At 49.6% G+C, this 21,701-nt stretch carries 14 protein-coding genes and 3 tRNA genes; 9 read left to right on the forward strand and 8 right to left on the reverse strand.

Annotated features, from left to right (window positions below; translation table 11 throughout):
- The gene (locus tag ACQY8X_RS01970; protein ID WP_428033460.1) at nucleotides 1-1,755 is read left to right on the forward strand and encodes a sugar phosphorylase; all 1,755 of its coding nucleotides are present in this window, start codon (nucleotides 1-3) and stop codon (nucleotides 1,753-1,755) included.
- A gap of 85 nt (nucleotides 1,756-1,840) precedes the next feature.
- Here the strand turns inward: ACQY8X_RS01970 and rnr are convergent, their stop codons facing one another.
- From rnr to ACQY8X_RS01985, 3 genes are all read right to left on the reverse strand, one after another.
- Nucleotides 1,841-4,201 carry a ribonuclease R gene (rnr, locus tag ACQY8X_RS01975; protein ID WP_428033461.1) on the reverse strand — a complete coding sequence of 787 codons (2,361 nt, stop codon included), beginning with the start codon at nucleotides 4,199-4,201 and terminating at the stop codon, nucleotides 1,841-1,843.
- Between the two features lie 667 nt (nucleotides 4,202-4,868).
- Nucleotides 4,869-6,137 carry an HD domain-containing phosphohydrolase gene (locus tag ACQY8X_RS01980; protein WP_428033462.1) on the reverse strand — a complete coding sequence of 423 codons (1,269 nt, stop codon included), beginning with the start codon at nucleotides 6,135-6,137 and terminating at the stop codon, nucleotides 4,869-4,871.
- A gap of 192 nt (nucleotides 6,138-6,329) precedes the next feature.
- Entirely contained in the window at nucleotides 6,330-7,253 is a 924-nt protein-coding gene (locus tag ACQY8X_RS01985; protein ID WP_428033463.1) for a sulfotransferase, read from the reverse strand.
- A 335-nt stretch (nucleotides 7,254-7,588) separates the two neighbouring features.
- Between ACQY8X_RS01985 and ACQY8X_RS01990 the strand changes: the two genes are divergently transcribed.
- Entirely contained in the window at nucleotides 7,589-8,851 is a 1,263-nt protein-coding gene (locus ACQY8X_RS01990; protein ID WP_428033464.1) for an HD-GYP domain-containing protein, read from the forward strand.
- Here the strand turns inward: ACQY8X_RS01990 and ACQY8X_RS01995 are convergent.
- From ACQY8X_RS01995 to ACQY8X_RS02010, 4 genes are all read right to left on the reverse strand, one after another.
- A complete protein-coding gene (locus tag ACQY8X_RS01995; RefSeq protein WP_428033465.1) occupies nucleotides 8,846-10,003 on the reverse strand; it encodes a GGDEF domain-containing protein in 1,158 nt (385 codons plus the stop codon). The genes ACQY8X_RS01990 and ACQY8X_RS01995 overlap by 6 nt on opposite strands.
- 601 nt (nucleotides 10,004-10,604) lie before the next feature.
- A tRNA-Pro gene (locus ACQY8X_RS02000) sits at nucleotides 10,605-10,681 on the reverse strand.
- 10 nt (nucleotides 10,682-10,691) lie between these two features.
- Nucleotides 10,692-10,767, reverse strand: a tRNA-Asn gene (locus tag ACQY8X_RS02005).
- A 22-nt stretch (nucleotides 10,768-10,789) separates the two neighbouring features.
- Nucleotides 10,790-10,865 (reverse strand) — tRNA-Asn (locus ACQY8X_RS02010).
- A 286-nt stretch (nucleotides 10,866-11,151) separates the two neighbouring features.
- Here ACQY8X_RS02010 and ycaO point away from each other — a divergent pair.
- The 4 genes from ycaO to ACQY8X_RS02030 all read left to right on the forward strand — a co-directional run bounded on the left by ycaO (nucleotide 11,152) and on the right by ACQY8X_RS02030 (nucleotide 18,705).
- A complete protein-coding gene (gene ycaO, locus ACQY8X_RS02015) occupies nucleotides 11,152-12,888 on the forward strand; it encodes a 30S ribosomal protein S12 methylthiotransferase accessory factor YcaO (protein WP_428033466.1) in 1,737 nt (578 codons plus the stop codon).
- A gap of 170 nt (nucleotides 12,889-13,058) precedes the next feature.
- Nucleotides 13,059-14,465, forward strand: a complete 1,407-nt coding sequence (locus ACQY8X_RS02020) for a Wadjet anti-phage system protein JetA family protein (RefSeq protein ID WP_428033467.1) — start codon at nucleotides 13,059-13,061, stop codon at nucleotides 14,463-14,465.
- A complete protein-coding gene (locus ACQY8X_RS02025; RefSeq protein ID WP_428033468.1) occupies nucleotides 14,465-15,250 on the forward strand; it encodes a DUF4194 domain-containing protein in 786 nt (261 codons plus the stop codon). Before ACQY8X_RS02020 ends, ACQY8X_RS02025 begins: the two co-directional genes overlap by 1 nt.
- Nucleotides 15,250-18,705 (forward strand): SbcC/MukB-like Walker B domain-containing protein, encoded by a 3,456-nt coding sequence (locus tag ACQY8X_RS02030; protein ID WP_428033469.1) that lies wholly within the window; start codon nucleotides 15,250-15,252, stop codon nucleotides 18,703-18,705. Before ACQY8X_RS02025 ends, ACQY8X_RS02030 begins: the two co-directional genes overlap by 1 nt.
- Before the next feature lie 19 nt (nucleotides 18,706-18,724).
- On the opposite strand, the gene ACQY8X_RS02035 is transcribed toward ACQY8X_RS02030, so the two are convergent.
- Nucleotides 18,725-19,456: a hypothetical protein gene (locus ACQY8X_RS02035; RefSeq protein ID WP_428033470.1), complete on the reverse strand. Its 732-nt coding sequence runs from the start codon at nucleotides 19,454-19,456 to the stop codon at nucleotides 18,725-18,727.
- Nucleotides 19,457-19,521: 65 nt separating this feature from the next.
- Here ACQY8X_RS02035 and ACQY8X_RS02040 point away from each other — a divergent pair, with 65 nt between their 5' ends.
- From ACQY8X_RS02040 to ACQY8X_RS02050, 3 genes are all read left to right on the forward strand, one after another.
- Nucleotides 19,522-19,875, forward strand: coding sequence for a hypothetical protein (locus tag ACQY8X_RS02040; RefSeq protein WP_428033471.1), 354 nt, complete (start codon nucleotides 19,522-19,524; stop codon nucleotides 19,873-19,875).
- Nucleotides 19,876-19,968: 93 nt separating this feature from the next.
- The gene (locus ACQY8X_RS02045) at nucleotides 19,969-21,309 is read left to right on the forward strand and encodes a DUF3422 family protein (RefSeq protein ID WP_428033472.1); all 1,341 of its coding nucleotides are present in this window, start codon (nucleotides 19,969-19,971) and stop codon (nucleotides 21,307-21,309) included.
- Between the two features lie 17 nt (nucleotides 21,310-21,326).
- Nucleotides 21,327-21,644 (forward strand): BolA family protein, encoded by a 318-nt coding sequence (locus ACQY8X_RS02050; RefSeq protein ID WP_428033473.1) that lies wholly within the window; start codon nucleotides 21,327-21,329, stop codon nucleotides 21,642-21,644.
- Nucleotides 21,645-21,701: the final 57 nt, after the last annotated feature.

A 21,701-nucleotide genomic window follows, 5' to 3' on the forward strand; every position in this document is an offset into this window, starting at 1 on the left:
ATGGATAGTGTATTAAGTAGTGCAAGTATGCAGCTTGCCGGACAGATTGAAAATCACCTGCAGACCATTTATCAGATGGCTGATTCTGAGGTTATTACACAGCTGGTATCAGACCTGATTTCGATTATGCGGCTGGGCAGTGTAGAACAGCTTCCCAAACCCTACCAAAATCACTGGAGTCAGCAGGATGTCATTATGATCACCTACGGTGATAGCCTGTATCGTGATGGCGAACGGGCGATGACTACGCTGCACACCTTTCTCAATGAACAGTGTGATGGTGTTATCAGCGGTGTTCATCTGTTGCCTTTCTTTCCTTACAGTTCGGATGATGGTTTTGCGGTGAGTGACTATTACCAGGTGCGGGAGTCGGTTGGGGAGTGGCAGGATATTCAGCGGCTCTCGGCAGAATACCGGTTGATGTCTGATCTGGTGATTAACCATGGCTCCAGCGAAAGTGAATGGTTTCAGAACTTCATTAAAGGAGAGGGGTATGGGCATGACTTCTTTTTTACCGCCAGCTTGGATGATGATCTGTCAGGGGTGGTGCGGCCTCGCACCAGCTCCCTGCTGCGTGAAGTTGAAACATCAGCTGGGTTAAAGCATGTGTGGTGTACATTCAGTCATGATCAGGTTGATTTTGATTTTCGTAATACTGAAGTCCTGAAAGAATTTGTCAGGATTGTGCGCTTCTATCTCGATCAGGGGGTGAATATTTTCCGTCTGGATGCGATTGCGTTTTTGTGGAAAGAGGCGGGCTCCAGCTGTCTCAATCTGGAGCAGACCCATGAAGTGGTCAGACTTTTGCGAACTCTGATTGAGTATGCCTGCCCAACGGCGATGATTATCACTGAAACCAATATTCCCAGCAGAGAAAATCTCTCCTATTTTGGTAACGCCAATGAAGCCCACTGTGTCTATAACTTCTCGTTACCGCCGTTGCTGCTGCATGCGCTGATTACCGGGCAGAATTTTTATCTTAAGCAGTGGATGATGAGTATGCCTCCGGCGCAGGATGGTACGGCTTTCTTTAACTTTATCGCCTCACACGATGGCATCGGTTTACGCCCGGTCGAGGGAATACTACCGGATAGCGAAGTTGACCTGATGATCGCAACGATGCAGGAATTTGGTGGGCATGTTTCGTGGCGGGCGCTGGATAATGGTGAGAAAAAGCCCTATGAGATCAACATTGCTCTGTTTGAAGCCCTGCAGGGAACGGTTGAAGGTAAAGATGCGCTGGGTGAGGCGCGGTTTCTTTGTGCCCATAATATTATGCTGGCTCTGGAGGGGATACCGGGGATCTACCTGCATAGTTTACTCGGTACTCTGAATGATCATGAACGGGTGGAAACCACCGGGCATTTCCGCTCGATCAATCGTCATCAGTGGGATTATAGCGAACTTGAACGGTTGTTAGCTGATGACACGAGCCACTATCACCGGGTGTTCAGTGGCATGAAACGCTTAATCTATATACGTTCCTTACAGAAAGCTTTCCATCCCAATGCGACGCAGTTTACCCTGCACCTGGGTGAACAGATTTTTGGTTTCTGGCGTCAGAGTATTGATAGAACCCAGAATATTTTCTGTCTTAACAATATCAGTGCGCAACCGGCAACCCTGTCGTTATCTGATCTCAATCTGATCAGCACCCAGGACTGGTCCGATCTGCTGAGTGGGGAGCGTTATGATGATCTGCTGGGCAGTATCGAGCTGGCGCCTTATCAGAGTATCTGGTTATCAAACCGATGAGCCGCCAGACGGTATTTGTACACATGCATATTGTCCAACCCTTAAGCGGTTAAGGGCTGGTTATGTTGCCGCTGCAGTCGGCTAATCAGCGGGGGTATTTACCTGCACCTTTGGCACTTTTTCCCCGGCCACCTTTGCGCTTGCGCGGTTTTGGCGCGCTTTGGACTTCATCTTTAACCGCCAGTTCAAACTCAATCTTGCGCTGATCCATATCAACTCTGACAACCCGGATATTGATCTTATCGCCAATGCCGAAGCTGGCGTGGGTGCGTTCCCCAACCAGACGTTGCTGGGCTGCATCGAACTGATAGTAATCGTTGTTCAGTGCGGTTACATGGACCAGACCTTCAACCTGAGTATCATCCAGCTCAATAAACAGACCAAAGTTAGTAACGGTGCTGATCACGCCGCTGAAAACATCACCTACATGATCCTGCATATATTCACATTTGAGCCAGGCTTCAACATCCCAGCCCGCTTTATCTGCCCGACGGGAAACGGTTGAGCAGTGCTCAGCCAGACTTTTCATCGCCGCGAGGTCATAAGGATAGCTTTTCCCCTGTGCCAGCGGTGCGGCACTTTTAATCCGCTGAACCGGATCAGCGCCTACCCCGGTTACTTTTTTCAGTACCCGGCGAATGACACTGCCGCTTTCGCTACGTCGAATCACTGAGCGAATGGCGCGGTGGACGAGAAGGTCAGGGTAACGGCGAATCGGTGAGGTAAAGTGAGCATAGGCTGGATAGGCCAGGCCGAAGTGCCCCTGATTGTCTGAGCGGTACTCAGCCTGACTCAGAGAGCGCAACATCATCATACGGATAATCTGGGCGTCGGGACGCTCGCCAAGCCCTTTTAGCAGACGGTCATAATGTGCCGGTGTAGGCTTTTCTCCACCAGCAAGGTTCAGGCCGCGCTCACTAAGAAATGCGCGCAGATTGGTTAGCTTCTTCTCTACCGGACCCTCATGGACGCGATACAATGCCGGGATCTCCAGTTTTTCCAGAAACTGTGCGGTGGCAACGTTGGCACAGAGCATAAACTCTTCAATCATCTTGTGCGCATCATTACGCACAACCGGGACGATACTTTCAATCTTCCGGTCCGCGGTAAACTTAAACTGGACTTCCTGCTTTTCAAAGTCGATAGAGCCACGTTTGGTACGCGCTTTTCTCAGCACCGCATACAGGTGGTGCAGGGAGTGGATGTGCGGCACAACGTCGGCATGGTTATGGGCAACGGTTTTGCCTAACTCTGATTCAGGGGAGGACAGCAGCGTACCGACCTGGGTATAGGTCAGTCGGGCGTGGGAGTGAATAACGCCTTCGGAAAACTTATAGCTGGTCATCTTGCCGGCGCTGCTGATCGCCATTTCACAGACCATCACCAGTCGGTCGACATGAGGGTTCAGTGAGCAAAGGCCGTTTGACAGTGCTTCCGGTAGCATTGGCACCACATGGCCGGGAAAATAGACGGAGGTGCCCCGTTCTGCAGCTTCGAGATCAAGCGGGCTGCCGGGTGCGACATAGTGAGATACATCAGCGATAGCGACAAACAGACGCCAGCCACCGGATTTACGTTTTTCACAGTAGACGGCGTCATCAAAGTCGCGGGCGTCTTCGCCATCAATGGTGACAAATGGCAGGCCTCTCAGATCAGCACGGTGCTGCTTATCGCTCTCTTGAACTTCCTCGCCCAGGGCTTCAGCCGCTGCAAGCGCATCTTTAGGCCACTTATGGGGGATATCATGGTTGCGGATCGCGACATCAATCTCCATTCCGGGGGCCATTGAGTCACCCAGAATCTCAACCACCCGTCCCTCAGCATTAAACCGGTTACAAGGGTATTCGGTGATCTCAACGGTGACATACTGGCCCGCTTGTGCGCCTTTTAGCTGGTCATCCGGGATATCAATCTCATTGCAGATACGACTATTTTCCGGCTGCAAATAATACTCGCCATCGTCGACTCTGAGGCGGCCAACGAGGGTGGTCATGTTTTTCTCAACCACGTTAACGATCTGTGCTTCCTGGCGTCCGCGACGGTCAGTTCCTGTTATTCGGACTTGTACCCTATCGCCAGGGAAGGCTTTAAGCATCTGACTATCGTGCAGGAACAGGTCATCACCGCCCTGGTCCAGTGACAGAAAGCCAAAGCCATCAGGGTGGCCGATAACTTTACCTTCGAGCAGATCCTCAGAGCGGAGTAAACTATAGCCCTTGCGCGGATCGAAATTCAGTTGTCCATCCCGCTCCATCGCGCGCAAGCGGCGCCGCAACGCTTCTTTCTCTTCCTCTTCAAACAGCTTCAGGGTTTTACCCAGCTGCTCTCGGTTTAAAAACTTTCCTGGCTCATCGAACAGCCCCATGATGTATTCCCGGCCGGGAATAGGGTTGCTGTATTTTTCAAAATCTGCGGCATTGATGGCCGCTTTGGTATCTATACTCATTCTTTTCTCAAATAAACCAGCGTCAGACTGTGGCCCGGTAGTGTGAAGAACTCATTGTTAATGGGCTATAAATACTACGAGGAGGGTGTCGCTGGCATCACTCATCTCTGTGGAGTGAATCAAATTGGGTTGGTTATCAGCGTTACTTTTAGCGGGTATCTAACCCTGTCTGATAACCATAAATTTATGCTGAGATTTTCATATTTTAGCTCAGGCATATGACAAAAATATTTATCGCTGTCAGTGCTTCAGGCACTCTCACACAGCGGATTAAACGCTTTTATTTGCGAACCTTCAGGCCGCTTAACTAAGAACAAACAATACTCATCGAAAGCGTTGTAACAATCACTGACTGAGTATTTAAACCGGCAACGCTGATCTGTTGTTTGAAGTGACTCTTTTTAGTCTGGTCTCAGCACGGCTAATAGCATTGAGGCACTGAGGTTCGAAACACAGAATAGTTTTACCTGATAGCGAAAAAATAAGACTGGAATTTAATGCAGAGGGACGAGAATACTTAAGTAAAACAACAACAGTAATACAACGACAACAAATGGTTAAAAAATAGACTTTTTCTAAGCTAGTGAACACTATATAGAGTTACTGTGCATTGTCAATCAATCCTTTCTGAGGACTGAGTTTTACCGGACTAATAGCCTGGTTTGATTCACTGCCTGATCGCTACCCGGTATAGCTCACTCTTATTGGCTTTTAACAACCCGTAGATCGCCGTATCAATCTTGCCCTCGGCGGCCATTACATCCATGATTTCGATAACCTCATTAATCTGCAGCCGGTGGCGGTATGGGCGCTTTTGGCAGAGTGCCTGAAAAATATCGGCAATGGATAAAATCCGGGTAGGGAAGTCGATCTGATCACCTTTCCAACCGAAAGGATAGCCTGAGCCATCTAATTTTTCATGGTGTTCAGATGCCCATTTGGCGATCTGAGTATTCGGGAACAGCGATTTCAATACCCTTTTACTATCGAGGGGATGGCTACGCATCTGCGCCATCTCGTATTCCGACAGGGTTCCCGGCTTTTCCAATATCTCATCCGGGGTTCTGAGTTTGCCAACATCATGGAGCAATCCCGAAAGCCTTAGAATACGCCGTTGATACTGATCCAGACCGGCCAGACCTGATAGTGTATAAGCAAGGTCAGCTACTCGCAGGCTGTGATAGTGAGTATAGGGACTCTTCGCATCAACGATCTGGGAGATAAGCTCGCCGAGGGATTCAATCTCGTCAAATGACAGCGATATCTCATAATCTTCAGATGACAGGGTCTCCATAATGGCATCATCCAGGTACTCGTCTCTCAATTCCAGCCAGAAACTGTCTTTCAGAATGGTTGATTCTGTCGCTTTGTAAATCTCCGGTGAAAACAGCAGCCCAACATAAGGGGTTAATTCGCCGAGTATCTGCTGCCTGTTTAATAGTGCTTCATGGGGCGGTTTATTAAATATGAAGGATGAATAGGCGACATCTAAACGGTCAGCAAAGAATATTAGGTTTGCATACTCCCGGGTTTCAGTATCCAAACTTTCAGGCAGGTCCTGCCAACGTGTGTGGTGGTATCGGATCGCAGGTGCAAATGCGCTGAAGGGGGGGAAACTACGTAAAAAGTGATCGCCCCTGATACAGTGCTCCTCGGCGCCTTCCCACTCCATCTCATCCACCAGCTTTTGATGGACTGTCGTTGATGAAACACCGCAGTCATGTAGCATTCCAGCGATTAAAATAAAGTGCCTTTTAGATTTTTCCCAGCCAAGCAGGTGAGCGATGCGATGGCAGATCAGGCCTACACGGAGACCATGGCTTTTATCATCGATACCAACATAATCAAGCGCTTTAGTTACTGTAAATGCGGCGCGCCCAACATCAACATTCATACTCAGGATAACCTCAGCTATTCTATCGGCATCTTGTTTCATTGATCATTGTCCGTCAAAGGTATGAATGTTATCTGTTAACTCGGGTGTACATTAATCTGTATCTATTTTACAACAGGTTGGTCAGCTTTCCATGTAAGGTTTCACTGTTATGGTGAGTCTTAAATGTTCGGTAAGTATCGTTGAGGCTCAAGGGGGCTAATGACCAGATGGGTCTGCAGCAAATACTTGCGGCTAAAAATCTGTGAATAAACCCACAGAATGTCCTGTAGGTTTAAGCGAAATTCTGTCCGACTTCTTCAGCGTTCCTTCAGGCAGGGGAATGCTAAAGCCTGCGTTGCCAGTATTGCTTTTAGCTGCTGTTATCAAATCTCCACGGAAAGTATCACAGAGAAACTCTGTTATTAATTTGTCATTTACAAATAACTCGAGTGTGACAGGCTGATCTGAACCACTTTTCAGCATCCACCCAGAGATCAGACTTTCTGAGACATGGTCAATATATCCATCAAATCCCGCTTTATTTAAAGCGATAATCTGGCGGGAGATTTCAACCCACTGAGTGTAACTTCTCGGTGACGCCTCAATTGATTTACAGGCTCTTTCTATCAGATCCTCAGATGCCTCAAGGTGACAAAACGCTGCAAGTTCTTTCAGGTGCCCCTGCTTATCCTGTAACAGTTTCTCGTAAGAGATATGCAGTGCAGGATAGTGGCTCTTATCGACAAATTTGAGAATACGATTGTACGCGCTAAGGCTGGAGCTCATCGCTGCTGAAATATCGGTGTCATGTACGGTTTTCTTGCGTTTAGCGATAGCAAATATATCCCGGTAAACAAAGATAAAGCTGGGATTGGAAAAGAGCTTCGAAACACGGGTTAACTTGCTGTTGCTGTCAGGCAGTTTCCATGCAAAAAGTACATACTTCTGTTCATAAGCCACGATGAGTTTTTGAAGCTTTTTCCAGTTTCCCGCGCGAAAGGCTTCTGCCATTCCTATATCTTCGTAGATGGGTTCATGAAAATTATCACCCAGAGAGACGCCCAGCGCTTTTAGAGAGGCAGCTATGGCGGAGGTGCCGCCTCTCTGCACACCGACGACGATGAACTGCCGGTGTGCCGCGCTTGGGTTACGATTTTTAGTTGCAGAAAAGATCATATATTACCATCAGTCAGGGAGTAGAAATGTTACAGCGGTGGACGCAGGTCATATTTAGCCGACCTGGAATATTATCTATCAGAAACAGAGTTCAAACGATACCGGATTGAGTCCTTGCCGCGTATTTTGGAAATCTAATCCCATCTAAGGGCGAATCGTGGCGCTGTTAAACAGTTGCGGATCAGGCTTGTCCTTCATTCAGGGATGCGATTATTGATCTGTTATTTTGAGTACTAAAGCATTGTTTTTACAATCGGGTTAGTTGACTGAGCTGGATATGGATGCGCTAATCTCTGTATATGTGATCGAGTCTGAGTCCACTTAAGGTAAATGGAATGACAACCAATTTTGAGCGGCGGACGGCCGCTCTTATCAGTCTTGTGAGTCTGATTCTTGTTTCTATCGCCAGCCCGATAGCCTGGTATGTTGCAACAGAGGAGGCTGAGAGTGCGATTGTTTCGCTGGCTAATGAGGAAACTGAGCGTCTATTGGCCTACTACCATGTGCTGGACTTATCGAATGAGATATCCCGGGAGGGCGCTCAGCAGGCTGCCGATATTTTAGCGGGTGGCTTCTTTGATATTACGGAAATATACGGCGCATCTGGTGAAAAATTGGCGGAGGCTGTGACTCTCTCCGGAGCAGAGGTTGAGGAGCAGCTGGCTGGACACGTTATGCCTGCGTACACGAAAAGCTCTTACGAAAGTATGAAGTTGCAAAACGGTGACTGGGTGCTCAGGGTCTTTGTACCACTTCATTTTGTTAAGTCCGGCTCTGAATCGTTGGCAGGTTATTTTGAAGGGGTGCGTATTGTTCCTGATTGGCAGCGTAAACAGATAACCGCGACTGCTTTTACAGCAGCGTTGATGGTTGCCTTGGCGTCATTAATCTGCGGTGCCGTTGTCTATCCAATAGTTGTCTATCTATCCAGGGAAAACCGTCGCAAAGCGAGAGAGGTGCTTGATTCTCATATTTCGATGATGGAGGCTTTGGGCCGATCAATTGCCAAGCGTGATTCTGATACCGGTATTCATAATTACAGGGTTGCCTGGATTGCCACTAAGATTGCTGAAGCAATTGAGATACCGAAAGATAGTATGCAAGCCCTGATTATTGGTAGCTTTCTTCATGATGTTGGAAAAATAGGGATCCCAGATGCTATTTTGCTGAAACCTGGCAGACTGACTGATGATGAGATGGAGTTAATGCGTACTCATGTGGAGCAGGGCGAGTCGATCCTAAAGGGAATCGGCTGGTTGGATGAGGCGAGTATTGTGGTTGCCTACCACCATGAGAAGTGGAACGGAACGGGTTATCCCCGAGGGTTGAAGCAAGAGAATATACCGCTCGCCGCGAGAGTCTTCGCAATCGCAGATGTATTTGATGCTCTGTGCTCAAAGCGCCCATATAAAGCGCCAATGTCTTTTGAGCAAAGCATGTCCATCCTTATCGGAGACAGTGGCAGCCATTTTGACCCTGAGATTGTTCAGGTGTTTAAAAAAATCGCTCTGGGTGTGTATCAGAGGCTGGATGGTATCTCTGAGGGTGAGGCAAAAGCCTTGCTGCAAGAGCGGGTGCACTATTATTTTGGATTATAGTGAAGGTGTTTTTTCTGAGCTATCTGGAGCCATCTGTGTCTGATTGCGACCAAGCCCTTTGGCTTGATACAGTGCTGAATCCGCGGCCTGTAGTAACTCGCCGATATTATTAAAGTTCTGCTCTGATAGTGCGGCAATTCCTGCGCTCAGTGTAAGAACACCCAGCGGGGAGTATTGATGCGGTATCTGGAACCCGGCAATCGAAGCACGTATTTTGTCAGCTATCTGTCGGGCCGTTACCAGGTCGGTATCAGGAAGAATAAGGAGAAACTCTTCACCGCCATATCGTGCAGCAACCTCGCCGGCACGCTGCCCTGATGCTAACAGCACGTGTGCAACTTTCTTCAGACAATCGTCTCCTGCCTGATGACCATAGTGATCGTTGTAATTTTTGAAAAAATCGACATCCAGCATCACCAAAGCCAAAGGTCTGTGGTGGCGATTGGCTCTTGCCCACTCTTTATCGAGAATACGATCCATGCTGCGCCGATTCGCCAGTCCCGTAAGTTGGTCGGTGTTGGATTCTTGCTGTAGTCTGGATTGGGCTTCCTCGGTATAGCTTAATAAAGCGAATACACCACAAATGACACTAAAGGCAGGCCATATGATTTGTGACGAAATAACGGTTGCGCTAAAGAGTTCAGGCGAAAACTTCAATAGCAGAGATCGGCTGGCGACGACTGCTGCCATGATAAAACAGGCGTAAGCCAGGATAATATCAGAAGGGTTTCTGAACTTTTTTATCTTCAGAAACAGATACCCAATGATGCAAAAGGCTGAAGGGACAAACAGCGCGCTGACGTGCAGGGCCTCATATAACTGGCCAGCATAAGTGAAATAGCTTAAAGCGGTGCAATTGACCAGAAAAATGATTGAGATAAATGTCAGCGGTAGTGGGTATTCGCAGCGTTTGTAGCTGAACACAACCATGCCCCAGATGAATACAGAGGATAGAATGACCGATATGATTTTTAGGGTTACACCGATATCAAATACATAGATAAACCAGCTAAGGAAGTTTGCCGCGAATGCCAGAATGAAAAATAGTATGGATCGTTGCTTGCCTTCCGGGTCGTTAATTCTGGTTCCGGAAAACGCTAGCACCAGATTGATTAATGCAACGGTGAGGAAATATGCCTGCTCAGTGGTCATGCTTCTTCTCTGAAACAACGCTGTCGCTTGCTGCAGTTGGATGCGTCAAAACGAAGCGATTCTATGGCGGTATTCGGGCAGCTCTGTTTGGCCTGGTTTGATCGTTGTGTGAGAAGTCGTTCCATCGGTGACCGTGTCCACTTTAGCGCTTTGTTCTAGCGCTATTCTAACTAAGTAAGGTGTATACAAGTATAGGTAATAGGACTAAATATTTTAGTAGAAGAGGTTTTTCAAGGGGTAAAGTTGCTTCTAGCAGACGTATTAAAAATCCGGGGTAGCTGTATACAAGATAAAACAGACGTTAATGTATACCCCGGTGAATAACGAAATAATTTCGTTAAGGTTCAGCGAAGGGGATTTGCTGAAAAACAGGTTTATGAATATATCGTGCAAACAGGACAGAAGGTCTGGGTCGTTAGCTTGCTGAGTAAGTATGGTAAATAATTTACTAAAAAGCTTGTCACTTAGAAAGTGGTTGCGCAGCAGAACTTATGCTTTTTACAGCGGCTTAAAAAGTGGTCGGGGCAGCAGGACTTGGATCTATGACCCTAACCTGGAAAGTTCCCAAACCAGATGCGCTTTTTACAGCAGCTTTTAAAAGTGGTCGGGGCAGCAGGATTCGAACCTACGACCCTCTGGTCCCAAACCAGATGCGCTACCAGACTGCGCTATGCCCCGTTCTGACAGATGGCTCCTCGAGCTGGACTCGAACCAGCGACCAATAGATTAACAGTCTACTGCTCTACCAACTGAGCTATCGAGGAATGACATCTACTATGGTTAGGTTGGCTCCTCGAGCTGGACTCGAACCAGCGACCAATAGATTAACAGTCTACTGCTCTACCAACTGAGCTATCGAGGATCACCTCAACCAAGGCGGCGTATGTTAATGATGAGCGGGGTAGGCGTCAAGCGGAAACGAGAAAATATTTTACTGTTTTATTAAGTGGTTAAATAACGATCTGGTTATTCGCTTCGGGCTGGATTTTGTCGCTCTGGTTCGATATTCGCAAACCAGCATTTCGTTTGCTGAGAGATTTCTGTATAAGGGGCGTTATGCCTGATGGCACTGCTGGTATTAAACCTTTCAGGTTGAGGCCGATGGTGTCCTGGTTTTTACCACAAAAACTGGTACTAAGGATTCCCCTATGACGATGATTCCCGGCAAAGATGCACCACTGGACGATTCCATTTTGAGAATGCGTGCCTGTATCGCGGCATTAGGAATTGAGCTTGAGGAGACCCGATGGTTGAATCCTGTGCCGGGTGTCTGGTCAGTGCATATTTGTGACCGTAACTTTCCGCTGTTTTTTGCTAACGGTAAAGGCGCCAGTCGTAATGCGGCTCTGGCGAGCGCCCTTGGGGATTTCTGCGAGCGGCTGAGCAGTAACTATTTTTTCGCAGATTACTATCTGGGGCAGGCGGTTGCCGATGATGGCTTTGTTCATTACCCGAATGAGCGCTGGTTTCCTGTTACCGATAATGGGTTGCCCGACGGATTGCTGGATGAGCCTACCTTGCTGCACTACAACATGGATGGTGAGCTTAAAGCATCGATGTTAGTGGATAGTAATTCGGGTAATAGGAGGCGAGGCATCTGCGCCATCCCCTTTGTACGACAGAACAACGGTGATCAGGTGTGGATTCCGATTAATATTATCCGCAATTTGTATCTGCATAATGGTATTGCTGCCGGTAATACGGTGAATGAAGCGCGGGTAAAGGCGCTGTCAGAAATTTTCGAGCGACATATAAAAAACACGATTATCTCTTCCGGTATCAGTCTGCCGGATATTCCTCAATGGGTTCAGGAACGCTATCCCGCGACGCTAGGGGTTATTGCAGCGCTGCGCAGTCATGGTTATGTGGTGTTGGTGAAGGATGCTTCGCTGGGCGGTAAGTTTCCTCTGGTGAATGTCTCACTGATCAATCCTGCTGATGGCGGCTGTTTTACCTCTTTCGGCGCCCATCCCAAGTTTGAGGTGGCATTTGAAAGAGCAGTCACTGAACTGCTTCAGGGACGCGAACTGGACAGTCTGGACGGGTTTCCGTTACCCCGCTTCGATATTGCCGAGGTGGCTGATCAGGATAACCTGGAAGCCCATTTTATGGACTCCAGCGGCGCAGTTGCCTGGGATCTGTTTTCCACACAAACCGATTACACCTTTACTGAGTGGAATATCGAAGGTGATACGCAGGCTGAATTCGAAGAGTTGTGCCGTCGGATTCATAAAGTGGATATGGATATCTATATCGCTGATTTTGAACATCTGGGTATGTATAGCTGCAGGATCATCGTGCCTGGTATGTCGGAGGTGTACCCTGTGGATGAGCTGGTATGGAATAACAACAATGCAGGTATCGATCTGCGTGCGCCGTTACTGCGTCTGGCGGAACTGACTGATCCTGAGGTCGAGAGTCTGCTTCTGCATCTTGAAGAAGGCGGCTTTGATGATCAGCAACGGGTGGTAGAGATTATCGGAATTCTGCCTGATGCGGATATGCTCTGGAATACGTTGCGAGTCGGTGAGCTGAAGTGTCTGCTGAATCTTCGGTTGGGTGAGTTGGAGGAGGCGCTGGTCTGGAGTGAATGGATGCAGCAATCTGATACGCAGGCTTTCGGTGAAGAGCGGGCGGTGTTATATCGTTGTTTGCATCAGTGTCTGATGTTTCGCCTGGATGGTGAGCATCGGCTGGGTCATTATCGCGCTCTGCTGGACCAGATCTATGGTTCAGAGCGGGTTGCAGCGGTGCTTGATATGATTGATGGGCAGGGTGTTTTTGCCGGACTGGCCCAATCGACACTGGGATTGGAGGCGTTTGCTCAACACCAGTATCTGCTGTCGGTCTATGCCCGGGTGCAACAGGCAAAAAGAAGCATCTGATTAAACAATGATCAGTGTTTTATCTTTATGATTTAAAATGTTTTTTTAAATATTCTGTCAGAAAAGGGCTGGCATCCATTGGCCGGTCTTTTTTGCCACTTGGTCAGTGTGGCTATTTCCGTTATCATCGTTACCTTCCTTAGATCGCGTGCCCGGAGATTTTAGCTGAGATGCTTTTCAAAAAGCTTCCCGAAACACTCTTTGTCCCATTATCAGGACAGAATAAACATATCTACGAGGCAGTTCTGCTGGATCTGGCGGATCAGTTCTTTGATGAAGATCTGGTTGATCCGTTTGTCCCCAAAGATCTGATTCGCTCCTGTATAGAAGATACCGTGGTTCGCCTGGGGGTGCGCCGCTGGGAACCGGAAGAGGGCGAGTCTGAAGCCGACCGTCAGGAGCTGCCTCGTTCTGCTGCTGAATATACCAGCCGTATCTATCGTCGCCTGGTTGACACCGGCTGGTTGGAAGAGGAGCAACGGATCTACCGCACCTTCGTGCTGCTTTCTCCGGCGATCAGTTATCTGTTACGTACCTTAGTCGGTATCAACGAGCTGGAAAAGCGCAGCTACGGTGGCGCGGTGCTTAACGTGCTCAGCTCTCTGGAATCTGCGATCAGTGATCCGGCTGGCCGGGGTATTACCCTGCAGGAAGCGGCGCAGACCGCGGCGGATTTCAGTGCCCATCTGACCGATATGATGCTCGGCCTGCGCGAGTTGAAGATCAGCATGGCAGCGACATCGAACCCGCAGGAGATTGTCCGCAGCTTTTTTGATCGGTTTGTGGCGCACATTCTGGTGTCCGACTACAAAACCCTGAAAACCAAGAACAACCCGTTCCGCTTCCGGCGACAGATTCTCACCATGCTGCGTGATCTGCAATTTGACCCACTCAAGGTAGAAAAGCTGTCCAAGCACTATCAGGAACAGTTTGAACTCTGTTTTGCCGATGCTGAGGCGATGGTTCACAGTCATATCAACCGTATTATCCGCATCTTTGAGTCGGTGGATCAGCGTCTGGCAACGATTGATGATTTCCGTTACCGGCTGGAGAAGCGGGTGGCGGATACTGTCCGGTATATGGACAAGACCACGCCGGGCATGAGTTCGCGGCTGTCTCGCCTGATCAGTGATGTTGCTAAACTGGACTCCCGCTCAATCCCCCATATCAACACGCTGGATGGAGTTGCATTTATTGCGCCGGGCAGTGTGCGCTCGCCTATCCGGCGTCGGGTTGAAACTAAACCAAGGGTGATTCGCCCGGTTGAAATTGACCCGCGGGTACTGGAGTTACGCCAGCTGTTCAAAGAGTACAAGGCGCGGCGTGAGGTGAAGCCAGAAAACATTGAGTTGTATGTTGAACGCCACCTGATCGATAAGAAGAAGATTACCGCCGTTGATTTCACCATCGAGTGTATCGAAGATTACATCTGCTTCAGTTATCTGCGGCATATGCGCTCGCTGGGTAAGAAGGGTCGTGGAACAGCCAATAAGTATGAGATTAAGTTTGAAGATAAATATGTCAATGTCGCGGATATGGTTGAATGTCGCGATTTCAGTATTCAGAGGAAAGTATAATGCTGGGTGATCTGCAGAAAATCATCGGTCGCAGCGATCAGTATCAGGAAGAAGATTTCGTTCGTGCCGCCAATATGCTGCTGGTGAATCAGTTCCTCTACGCTGAACGTCCTGGACACCGTGACAGTTATTTCCTGGTGGCTTCCCATACGGATTACTTTGTCAATCTGTTTGCGGCCATCGGCTGGTCACTGATCTATCAGCCCGATGAAGCCTATCTGGGGATTTTGCCAAAAGGCGAAGAGCGCTTTATGCGTCTGAAGCTGGATGAGTCGCTGTTTTTGCTCTGCCTGCGTCAGCAATATGAGCAAAAGCTTGAGTCCTTTGACGTCGAAGCGGGACGTGCGTATATCACTACAGACGAGATGCTGACACTTTATGAAAATCTCACCGGGCGGGAGATACCCAACGAGACCCGTCTGAAAGAACTGCTGTCGCTGTTTAGTCGTCACGGCATTATTGAACGGGGCAAGCCCCATGAAACAGATCCTAAAAATATCCCCTTAACCATCAATCCGGCGATCCGTCAGGTTGTGGTCGAAGACTTTATCGGTCAGCTGGAGGCGTTGTGCGAAGAGCGCGATGAGGATGCGCCTGCGAAAGACAAGATTACAGCTAGCGATGATGCGGCAGACGCTGTTGAGGTGCAGTCGGATGAGGCTGGTGAATTGCAGGATACTGCGGAAACAGATACTGCTGAAACAGATACGGCGGCGCTAACTCCTGAAGTGGATACTGAGATCGATCATAATAAAGCGTTCACTGCACCGGAGGAAGCAAACTGATGAAACAGCTTAATCGAATGGTGCTGGTGAACTGGTATGTGCTGGGTGCTGTAGAGATTCCGATCAAAGGCAATGTGGCGGTTATTGGTCCCAACGGTTCCGGTAAGTCATCCCTGCTGGATGCTATCCAGACGGTCCTGATGGGGGGCAACAAAAAATATCTCAGCTTCAACGCCAGTGCCGGCGAGAAGAGTGAGCGTAGCCTGCGCACCTACTGTCTCGGTTTTATGGATGACCTGGGGAAAAAAGAGAACTCCCGGCAGGACTCCGTCAGCTATCTCGCACTGAGTTTCTTTGATACTGAAACGGGAAAAGAGACCTGTGTTGGCCTGGCCATCAGTGCGTCACTGTCTTCCCCTGAGGAGGATGTGCTGGGACGCTTTATCCTGCCAGACTTCTCCGTCTCACTGGAAGACTTTACCGTCAAGCAGGATGGTGGCCGACTGCCGAAAGAGTGGCCGGTAGTGAAAGAGAATCTGCTGAAACAGTGTCCTGAGATGAAGCTGGAGAAGCGGGCTAACCGCTTTATCCGTGAACTGGTGACTGAGCTTAGCTACGATCAGCAGATGCCGAATGATGATGAGAAGTTTGTGAAAAACTTCCGTAACGCGCTGAAATTTGTGCCGATCAACAGTCCGACCCGGTTTATCCGTGAGTTTGTGCTGGATGAAAATATTGTCCATGTGGGAGGTTTCCGTAAGTCGCTGGATGAATACCGGGCGATGGAGCAGAAAACCCGTGAGGTATACAACCGCATTGTTGAGCTGGAAAAGGTTCAGGAGCAGTGCAAAGGGATCGACCGTAATGTTAAAAACTCGGTCGAGTATGAGTGGGTGGTGCATGAAACCCGCTTTGAGCACGCAGATCTGAAGAAAGAGGAAGCGGGCGAGCGTCTCGAACTCAATCGTGAGCGAGAGAGTACGCTTCAGGCAGACCTGGAAGCAAAGAGCGAAGAGCTTAACGAGGTAATGCAGTCGCTGGCGAACACCCGCGCCGAGCTGAATAACACCGACAGTGCCCATAAAGTGAAGGCACTGGAGAACTCAATCAATGCCCGTCAGCATGAGTTGAACGTGGTTAAAGAAAAAATTCAGCATGTCTATTCATTGCTGCGCTCTGCTGTCAGCTTTGCCAATTATCAGCAATATCTCCCGGATAGTTTTATTCCGGTGGTCAAGGAATCGGTCGAGTTGTGGCGTTCCGGTGAGGATATGATGGCGGAAGCCTGGCCACTGGCGCCGGTGGATGTGGATAACAATCTTAACCGTCTGAAAGAGTCAGTTGATACGGTGCGTCGTGAGATCGCTCGTCGGTTTGAATCTTCCGTGATCCGCATGAATGAGTTGCGTAGCGAGATACAGAATCAGAAAAGTGCGGTTGAACAGCTGAAGCAGGGGCACGCCCCGTTGCGTCGTAATACCCGCGAACTGATGCAGCTACTGAAAGATTACGGTATCGACTCTACGCCGATCTGCGAGCTGGTGGATATTAATGATGAGAAGTGGCGCATCGCCATCGAAAGTTTTCTCGGCGCCCGCCGTGAAGCGCTGATTGTTGACCCGGACCGGGTGAAAGAAGCGATCACCCTGTATCGTCGTAAAGGTCGTCATCTGAAAGGGTGTCGGGTGGTCAATACCACCAAATCCCATGAGTGGCTTAACCGTTCTAAACCGGGTTCTCTGGCGCAGTTTGTTGATTGTCAGAGTGACGATGCACTGGCCTACATGAACCGTGCTCTGGGCGGGGTGATGGCGGTTGAAACCGAAAGTGAACTGCTGAAACAGGAACGGGCGCTGACCTACGACTGCATGCTGCAGACCGAAGGTACCACCACCTCGATTCGCGAAGAAGCACCGATGATGGGTAGCGGCGGAGGTCGGCGTGAGCACCAGCTGCATCAGCAGGACCGTCAGGTTGAGCAGATGGTGGCTGAGTTCAGCGCGCTGAATAAAGATCATGAAGCATTGGATAGCCTGCGGGAAAACCTGATCCGCATGACCGCGGCGCTGACCGGTGTCACCGAACGCACTTTCGATCTGGTGAACCAGCGGGAGATGCTGCAAACCGAGGTTGATGGTTATCGTCAGGGGATTACCGATCTGCGTAATCAGGATGATAGTGGCATTCAGAAGCGTATTGCTGACCTGGTTGAAGCGCAGAAAAACACCCAGGATGCGCAGAAAAAGCTGATGGACAAGCTGCAGTCCACCCGCACCAGTCTGATTAAAGACAATGCGTCGCTTGAGGTGCTGGATAATGAGTTGGAAGAGCATGCGGCGGCACGTACCCGCTGTGAAGCCGATGCTAACTTTGACGCTCAGTCCGCTCAGGAAAAGCGCGACTATATGGATGAATCCTGCTCCGGTGATCTGGACCGGATTATCTTTGAGTCGGCTAAAAAAGCGCAGTCAGAGCTGAGTCTGGTAGAGCGGAAGAAGAATATCGTCCGTGATGGTGTGGCTCAGTATAAAGCTCGTTATCACGGTTCAGGTCTGAGCCATCAGGAACTGGATAAAGTGAGTGAAGATTCCACTCATGAGCAGCTGGCGCAGTTTGTCGATGATACGATACAGTCGCTGCGTGATAGTGAGCTGGCGGAATATACCGAAAAAGCCGAGCGTGCCCGGCTGGAAGCAGAGACCTCATTCCGCTCAGATTTCGTGGCGCATCTGAAGGATCAGATCGATAAGATAAAAGAGCTGATTCGGGAGCTGAACGCGCACCTGAAGAACCGTCCGTTCCATCGTGAGATGTATAGCTTTGAGATGATGCCTAACCCGGAACTCAAAGATATCCTTGAGCTGGTGGAAGCCTATACGCGGATGGATCAGGCTAATGTCGGTTCACTGTTTGATTTTAAATATGATGAAAAACGTCCCCATCAGGATGCCCTGACTAAGATTCATGAAGTGCTGAAAGATGAGGGTGAAAGCAGCCTGCTGCAGGATTACCGCAACTTCTATAACTTCGAACTCGTGGTTAAAGATCTGGAGGGTAACCGTAAGACGACTCTGACTCAGCGGATTAAAACCGGTTCCGGTGGTGAGCATCAGGTGCCGTTTTATGTCGCGATAGCTGCCGCGATGGGCGCGACCTACCGACTGCGTGATACCGCCGATGGTGTGACTCTGGGTGGTATCAGCTTGTCGGTGTTCGATGAAGCGTTTAACAAACTGGATGCGGAAAACACTGTGACTTCGCTGGGCTTTATGAGTGATCTGGGTCTGCAAACGCTGATCGCTGCACCGGATGATAAGTACTCTCTCATGGCGACCACTATGGATACCATTATCAACGTCTGCCGTGATGGACGCATCGTGGATATCGATGTGGAGTTCCCGACCCAAAACGGTAAAGAGCTGCTCAACTCAGATAACCCGTATCGTCTGATTGAAAAATCTGACTTTGACGGAGAGTCCAGTGCGGAAGATGTGGAGGGGCTGATGCCCGCCTGATTTCTGCAGTAAAATCAGCTTAGACTGTGCTGGCCCAGCGGACTCCCCGTTGGGCCAGTTTGGGTTTAGGTGGTTTGAAATCCGGCTCAAAGCTGCATAGCGGTGTCTCCTGCCGCAGGATAATCAGCCGGGCAGCGTCATTTGGGTGTGGTCGCACCTGCCACCACTGCGGCTGGTTGATGATCTCAACCAGCATTTCTTGGACCTCAGGTGTCGGTATCCCTTTGAACTCCACCATAAACTGATCATTGTTGGGCAGTGCCAGCTGCTCGGTACGCATATCCCGATATTGATGATTGGCCAGCAGTTGTGACAGATGCAGCAGTTCCCAGCGGGGCGGTGGCTCACTCAGCGGCAGCAGTCTGCCGAGATTTCCCGGCGAGATAATTGAGCGGTCCTTAGAGAAAAACTTGCGTACTGTCAGGTCAGTGTGGGCTTTTAACAGCGAGTTGTCGCGCACATTGCCATCGAAATTAATCTCTGCTAACCCGTCGATCATTATCTGTAAATTGAAATCGCAGGCTTGAATAAATTTCCAGGCGGGCTTTAACGAGCTGCGGGAGCCAAGGCTGTATTTTATTGCCTGCTTGCCGTGCCGGGTATGATTGTCCAGCACAGTAATCATCAGATAGGTAGTCTGCAGATCCACCATCGCTTCAGGACTTAGAGTAAAGCAGGAGGAAACCTCCCGCTGACAGAAATCGAGCCAGGCTTGTTTAGTGTTCAGGTGCGGCAGGCAGCGGATATTCATTCACATCTCTAAGGCTGAGGTTATAATGCTGGCCACTAGTTTAGCTGAAGTCGGGAGAAGCCTCTATGAAACTGATCAACCGTTCCGGATTTGCCGTTCTGCCACGTCAGCCATTTGTTGACTGGGCCAATCAGCAGCAGGATGAACTGAATCAAACGATGACTCTGGCGGAGCATCGCGCTGAGGGTAATGTCTATCTGACAGAGGAGTTTCAGAGTGAGGCGGATCTGTCGCAGCAGTTGTCACAGTACTATGAAAAGATCTTTATCAATGAGCTGGCAGCCTGGGATGAGTTTGGTGATCACTGGCCAGAGGGGAGGTCGCTGGAGCTGTTTCTTGAATGGTTTGAGGTTATGCCGCAAGTGATGGCGGTTGATCTGCTGGATGCACCGCTTTTGTTAGCTCCTTTGGAGGAGTAATGATGGCTTTTGGCATTGGGTATTCAGTACAGTTGCTTTAGCTAATGATAATCGCCAACAATAGTGTTTTGTTAATAGGTAACAGGTAGTTAGATGTCTGCAACGAGTAACCTTCAGCTTGATATGCATCCGTTGAGAGAGGCTTTATACGAAGAGATGCACTCCCGGCCGTTTCAGGTAATTCCCAGCCCAGCAAGAATTACCCATCTTTCTGTCGTCTCCAGTGAACCGCAGAAAGTCGACCAGTTCAGGCACCTGCAGCAGCTTTGTGAAATTCTCGGTGGAGAGGTGCCTGAGTATGATGTCCCTTGTTTTCAACAGCGCTTTGGTAAATTAAAGGTTCGCCGTGAAAAGCATATGGAGTTCGTTTCTTATACTTTCATCTGGCTGGGTGGTGACGATCATCAACCGTTTGCTGAAACGGGTATCAGTCAGTTGCCTGAGGGCTGGTTAGAGGGTATTTGTGGCGAAGTCGTCGCTGCGTTTCACCTGTCGGTAGAAGATGTCAGGGATGTTGATGAGCCGGGTATTCCAGAGGTTAAACGTTATTTTGATGAGATGCGCCTGATCGGTAGTCAGCCCTCCCAGGGGGCCGCTCAGGTGTGGACCAGCTATCGCATGCACAGTGATGGTTTTGGCCGGTTTCTGATCTACAACCGGGAGATGAGTGACAGTCAGCTGGGTCGTTTGATCCAGCGGCTGCTGGAGATAGAATCCTATCGCCTGATGACTCTGATGGGGCTGCCAATGGCGCGCTCAATCAGTCCTGAGTTGCAGCAGATGGATCAGCAGCTGGCGGATCTGACGCAGGTGTTGTCTGCCGAGCAGTATGATGATGTCAATTGTCGCGATGAGCGTCAGTTACTCAGTCGGCTGACGCATCTGGCATCCCGGGTGGAAGCTTATCGGGCCAGTGCAACGTTTCGTTTTAATGCCACCAATGCTTACCAGGATCTGGTTATGTCACGCCTGGCGGATCTGCGCGAAGATGAGGTCTCCGGTCACCTGACCCTGCAAGAGTTTATCACCCGGCGGATGGTGCCGGCGGTGCGCACCTGTAAGGCAACCGCAGAGCGTCTGGAAGATCTGTCCCGGCGGATTGACCGGGTCAGTGATATGCTGCGTACGCAGGTAGAGCTGTCAATTCAGGGGCAGAATCAGGAACTGCTGAGCTCTATGGACCGGCGCTCGCAAATTCAGTTGATGATGCAGCACACCGTCGAGGGGTTATCGGTTGCGGCAATCAGTTATTACACCATCGGTCTGGTGAAAATTTTCATCGGGGTGTTGTATGATCAGGGGCTGCATATCAATAAGAGCCTCTCGCTGGGGATTGCTATGCCGCTGGTGATTATCGCTGTAGCGCTGATTACCCGACGGATACACTCTAAATTTAGTAAGCTGGCTGCCGACCCGGCGGACAATACCCATTAAACATGGTCAGGAATAATATGAGCATTGCAACCGAAATTGAACAACGTCTGACCCAGGCGTTGGCGTTACAGCATCTGGTGATTGAAAATGAAAGCCATATGCATAGTGGTCCGGCAACCGATAGTCATTTCAAACTGGCGGTGGTGGCCGATGATTTTGCCGGTAAACGACCGGTGGCGCGGCATCAGCTGGTCTACGGCGTGCTCTCTGAGCTGATGAACAACCCGATCCATGCGCTGGCGTTGCATCTGTATACGGCGGAAGAGTGGCAGGCACAAAACGGGGAGATCCCCCTGTCACCTAACTGTATGGGTGGCTCTAAGGGCGATCATTGACGTTAGATGCTGTCTTAAGCCTGCAAAGGGTATGGCCCGACCACTAAAAAAACCGCA

This window comes from Amphritea sp. (assembly GCF_050300915.1).
In the GTDB taxonomy this organism is placed as follows: Bacteria; Pseudomonadota; Gammaproteobacteria; order Pseudomonadales; family Balneatricaceae; genus Amphritea.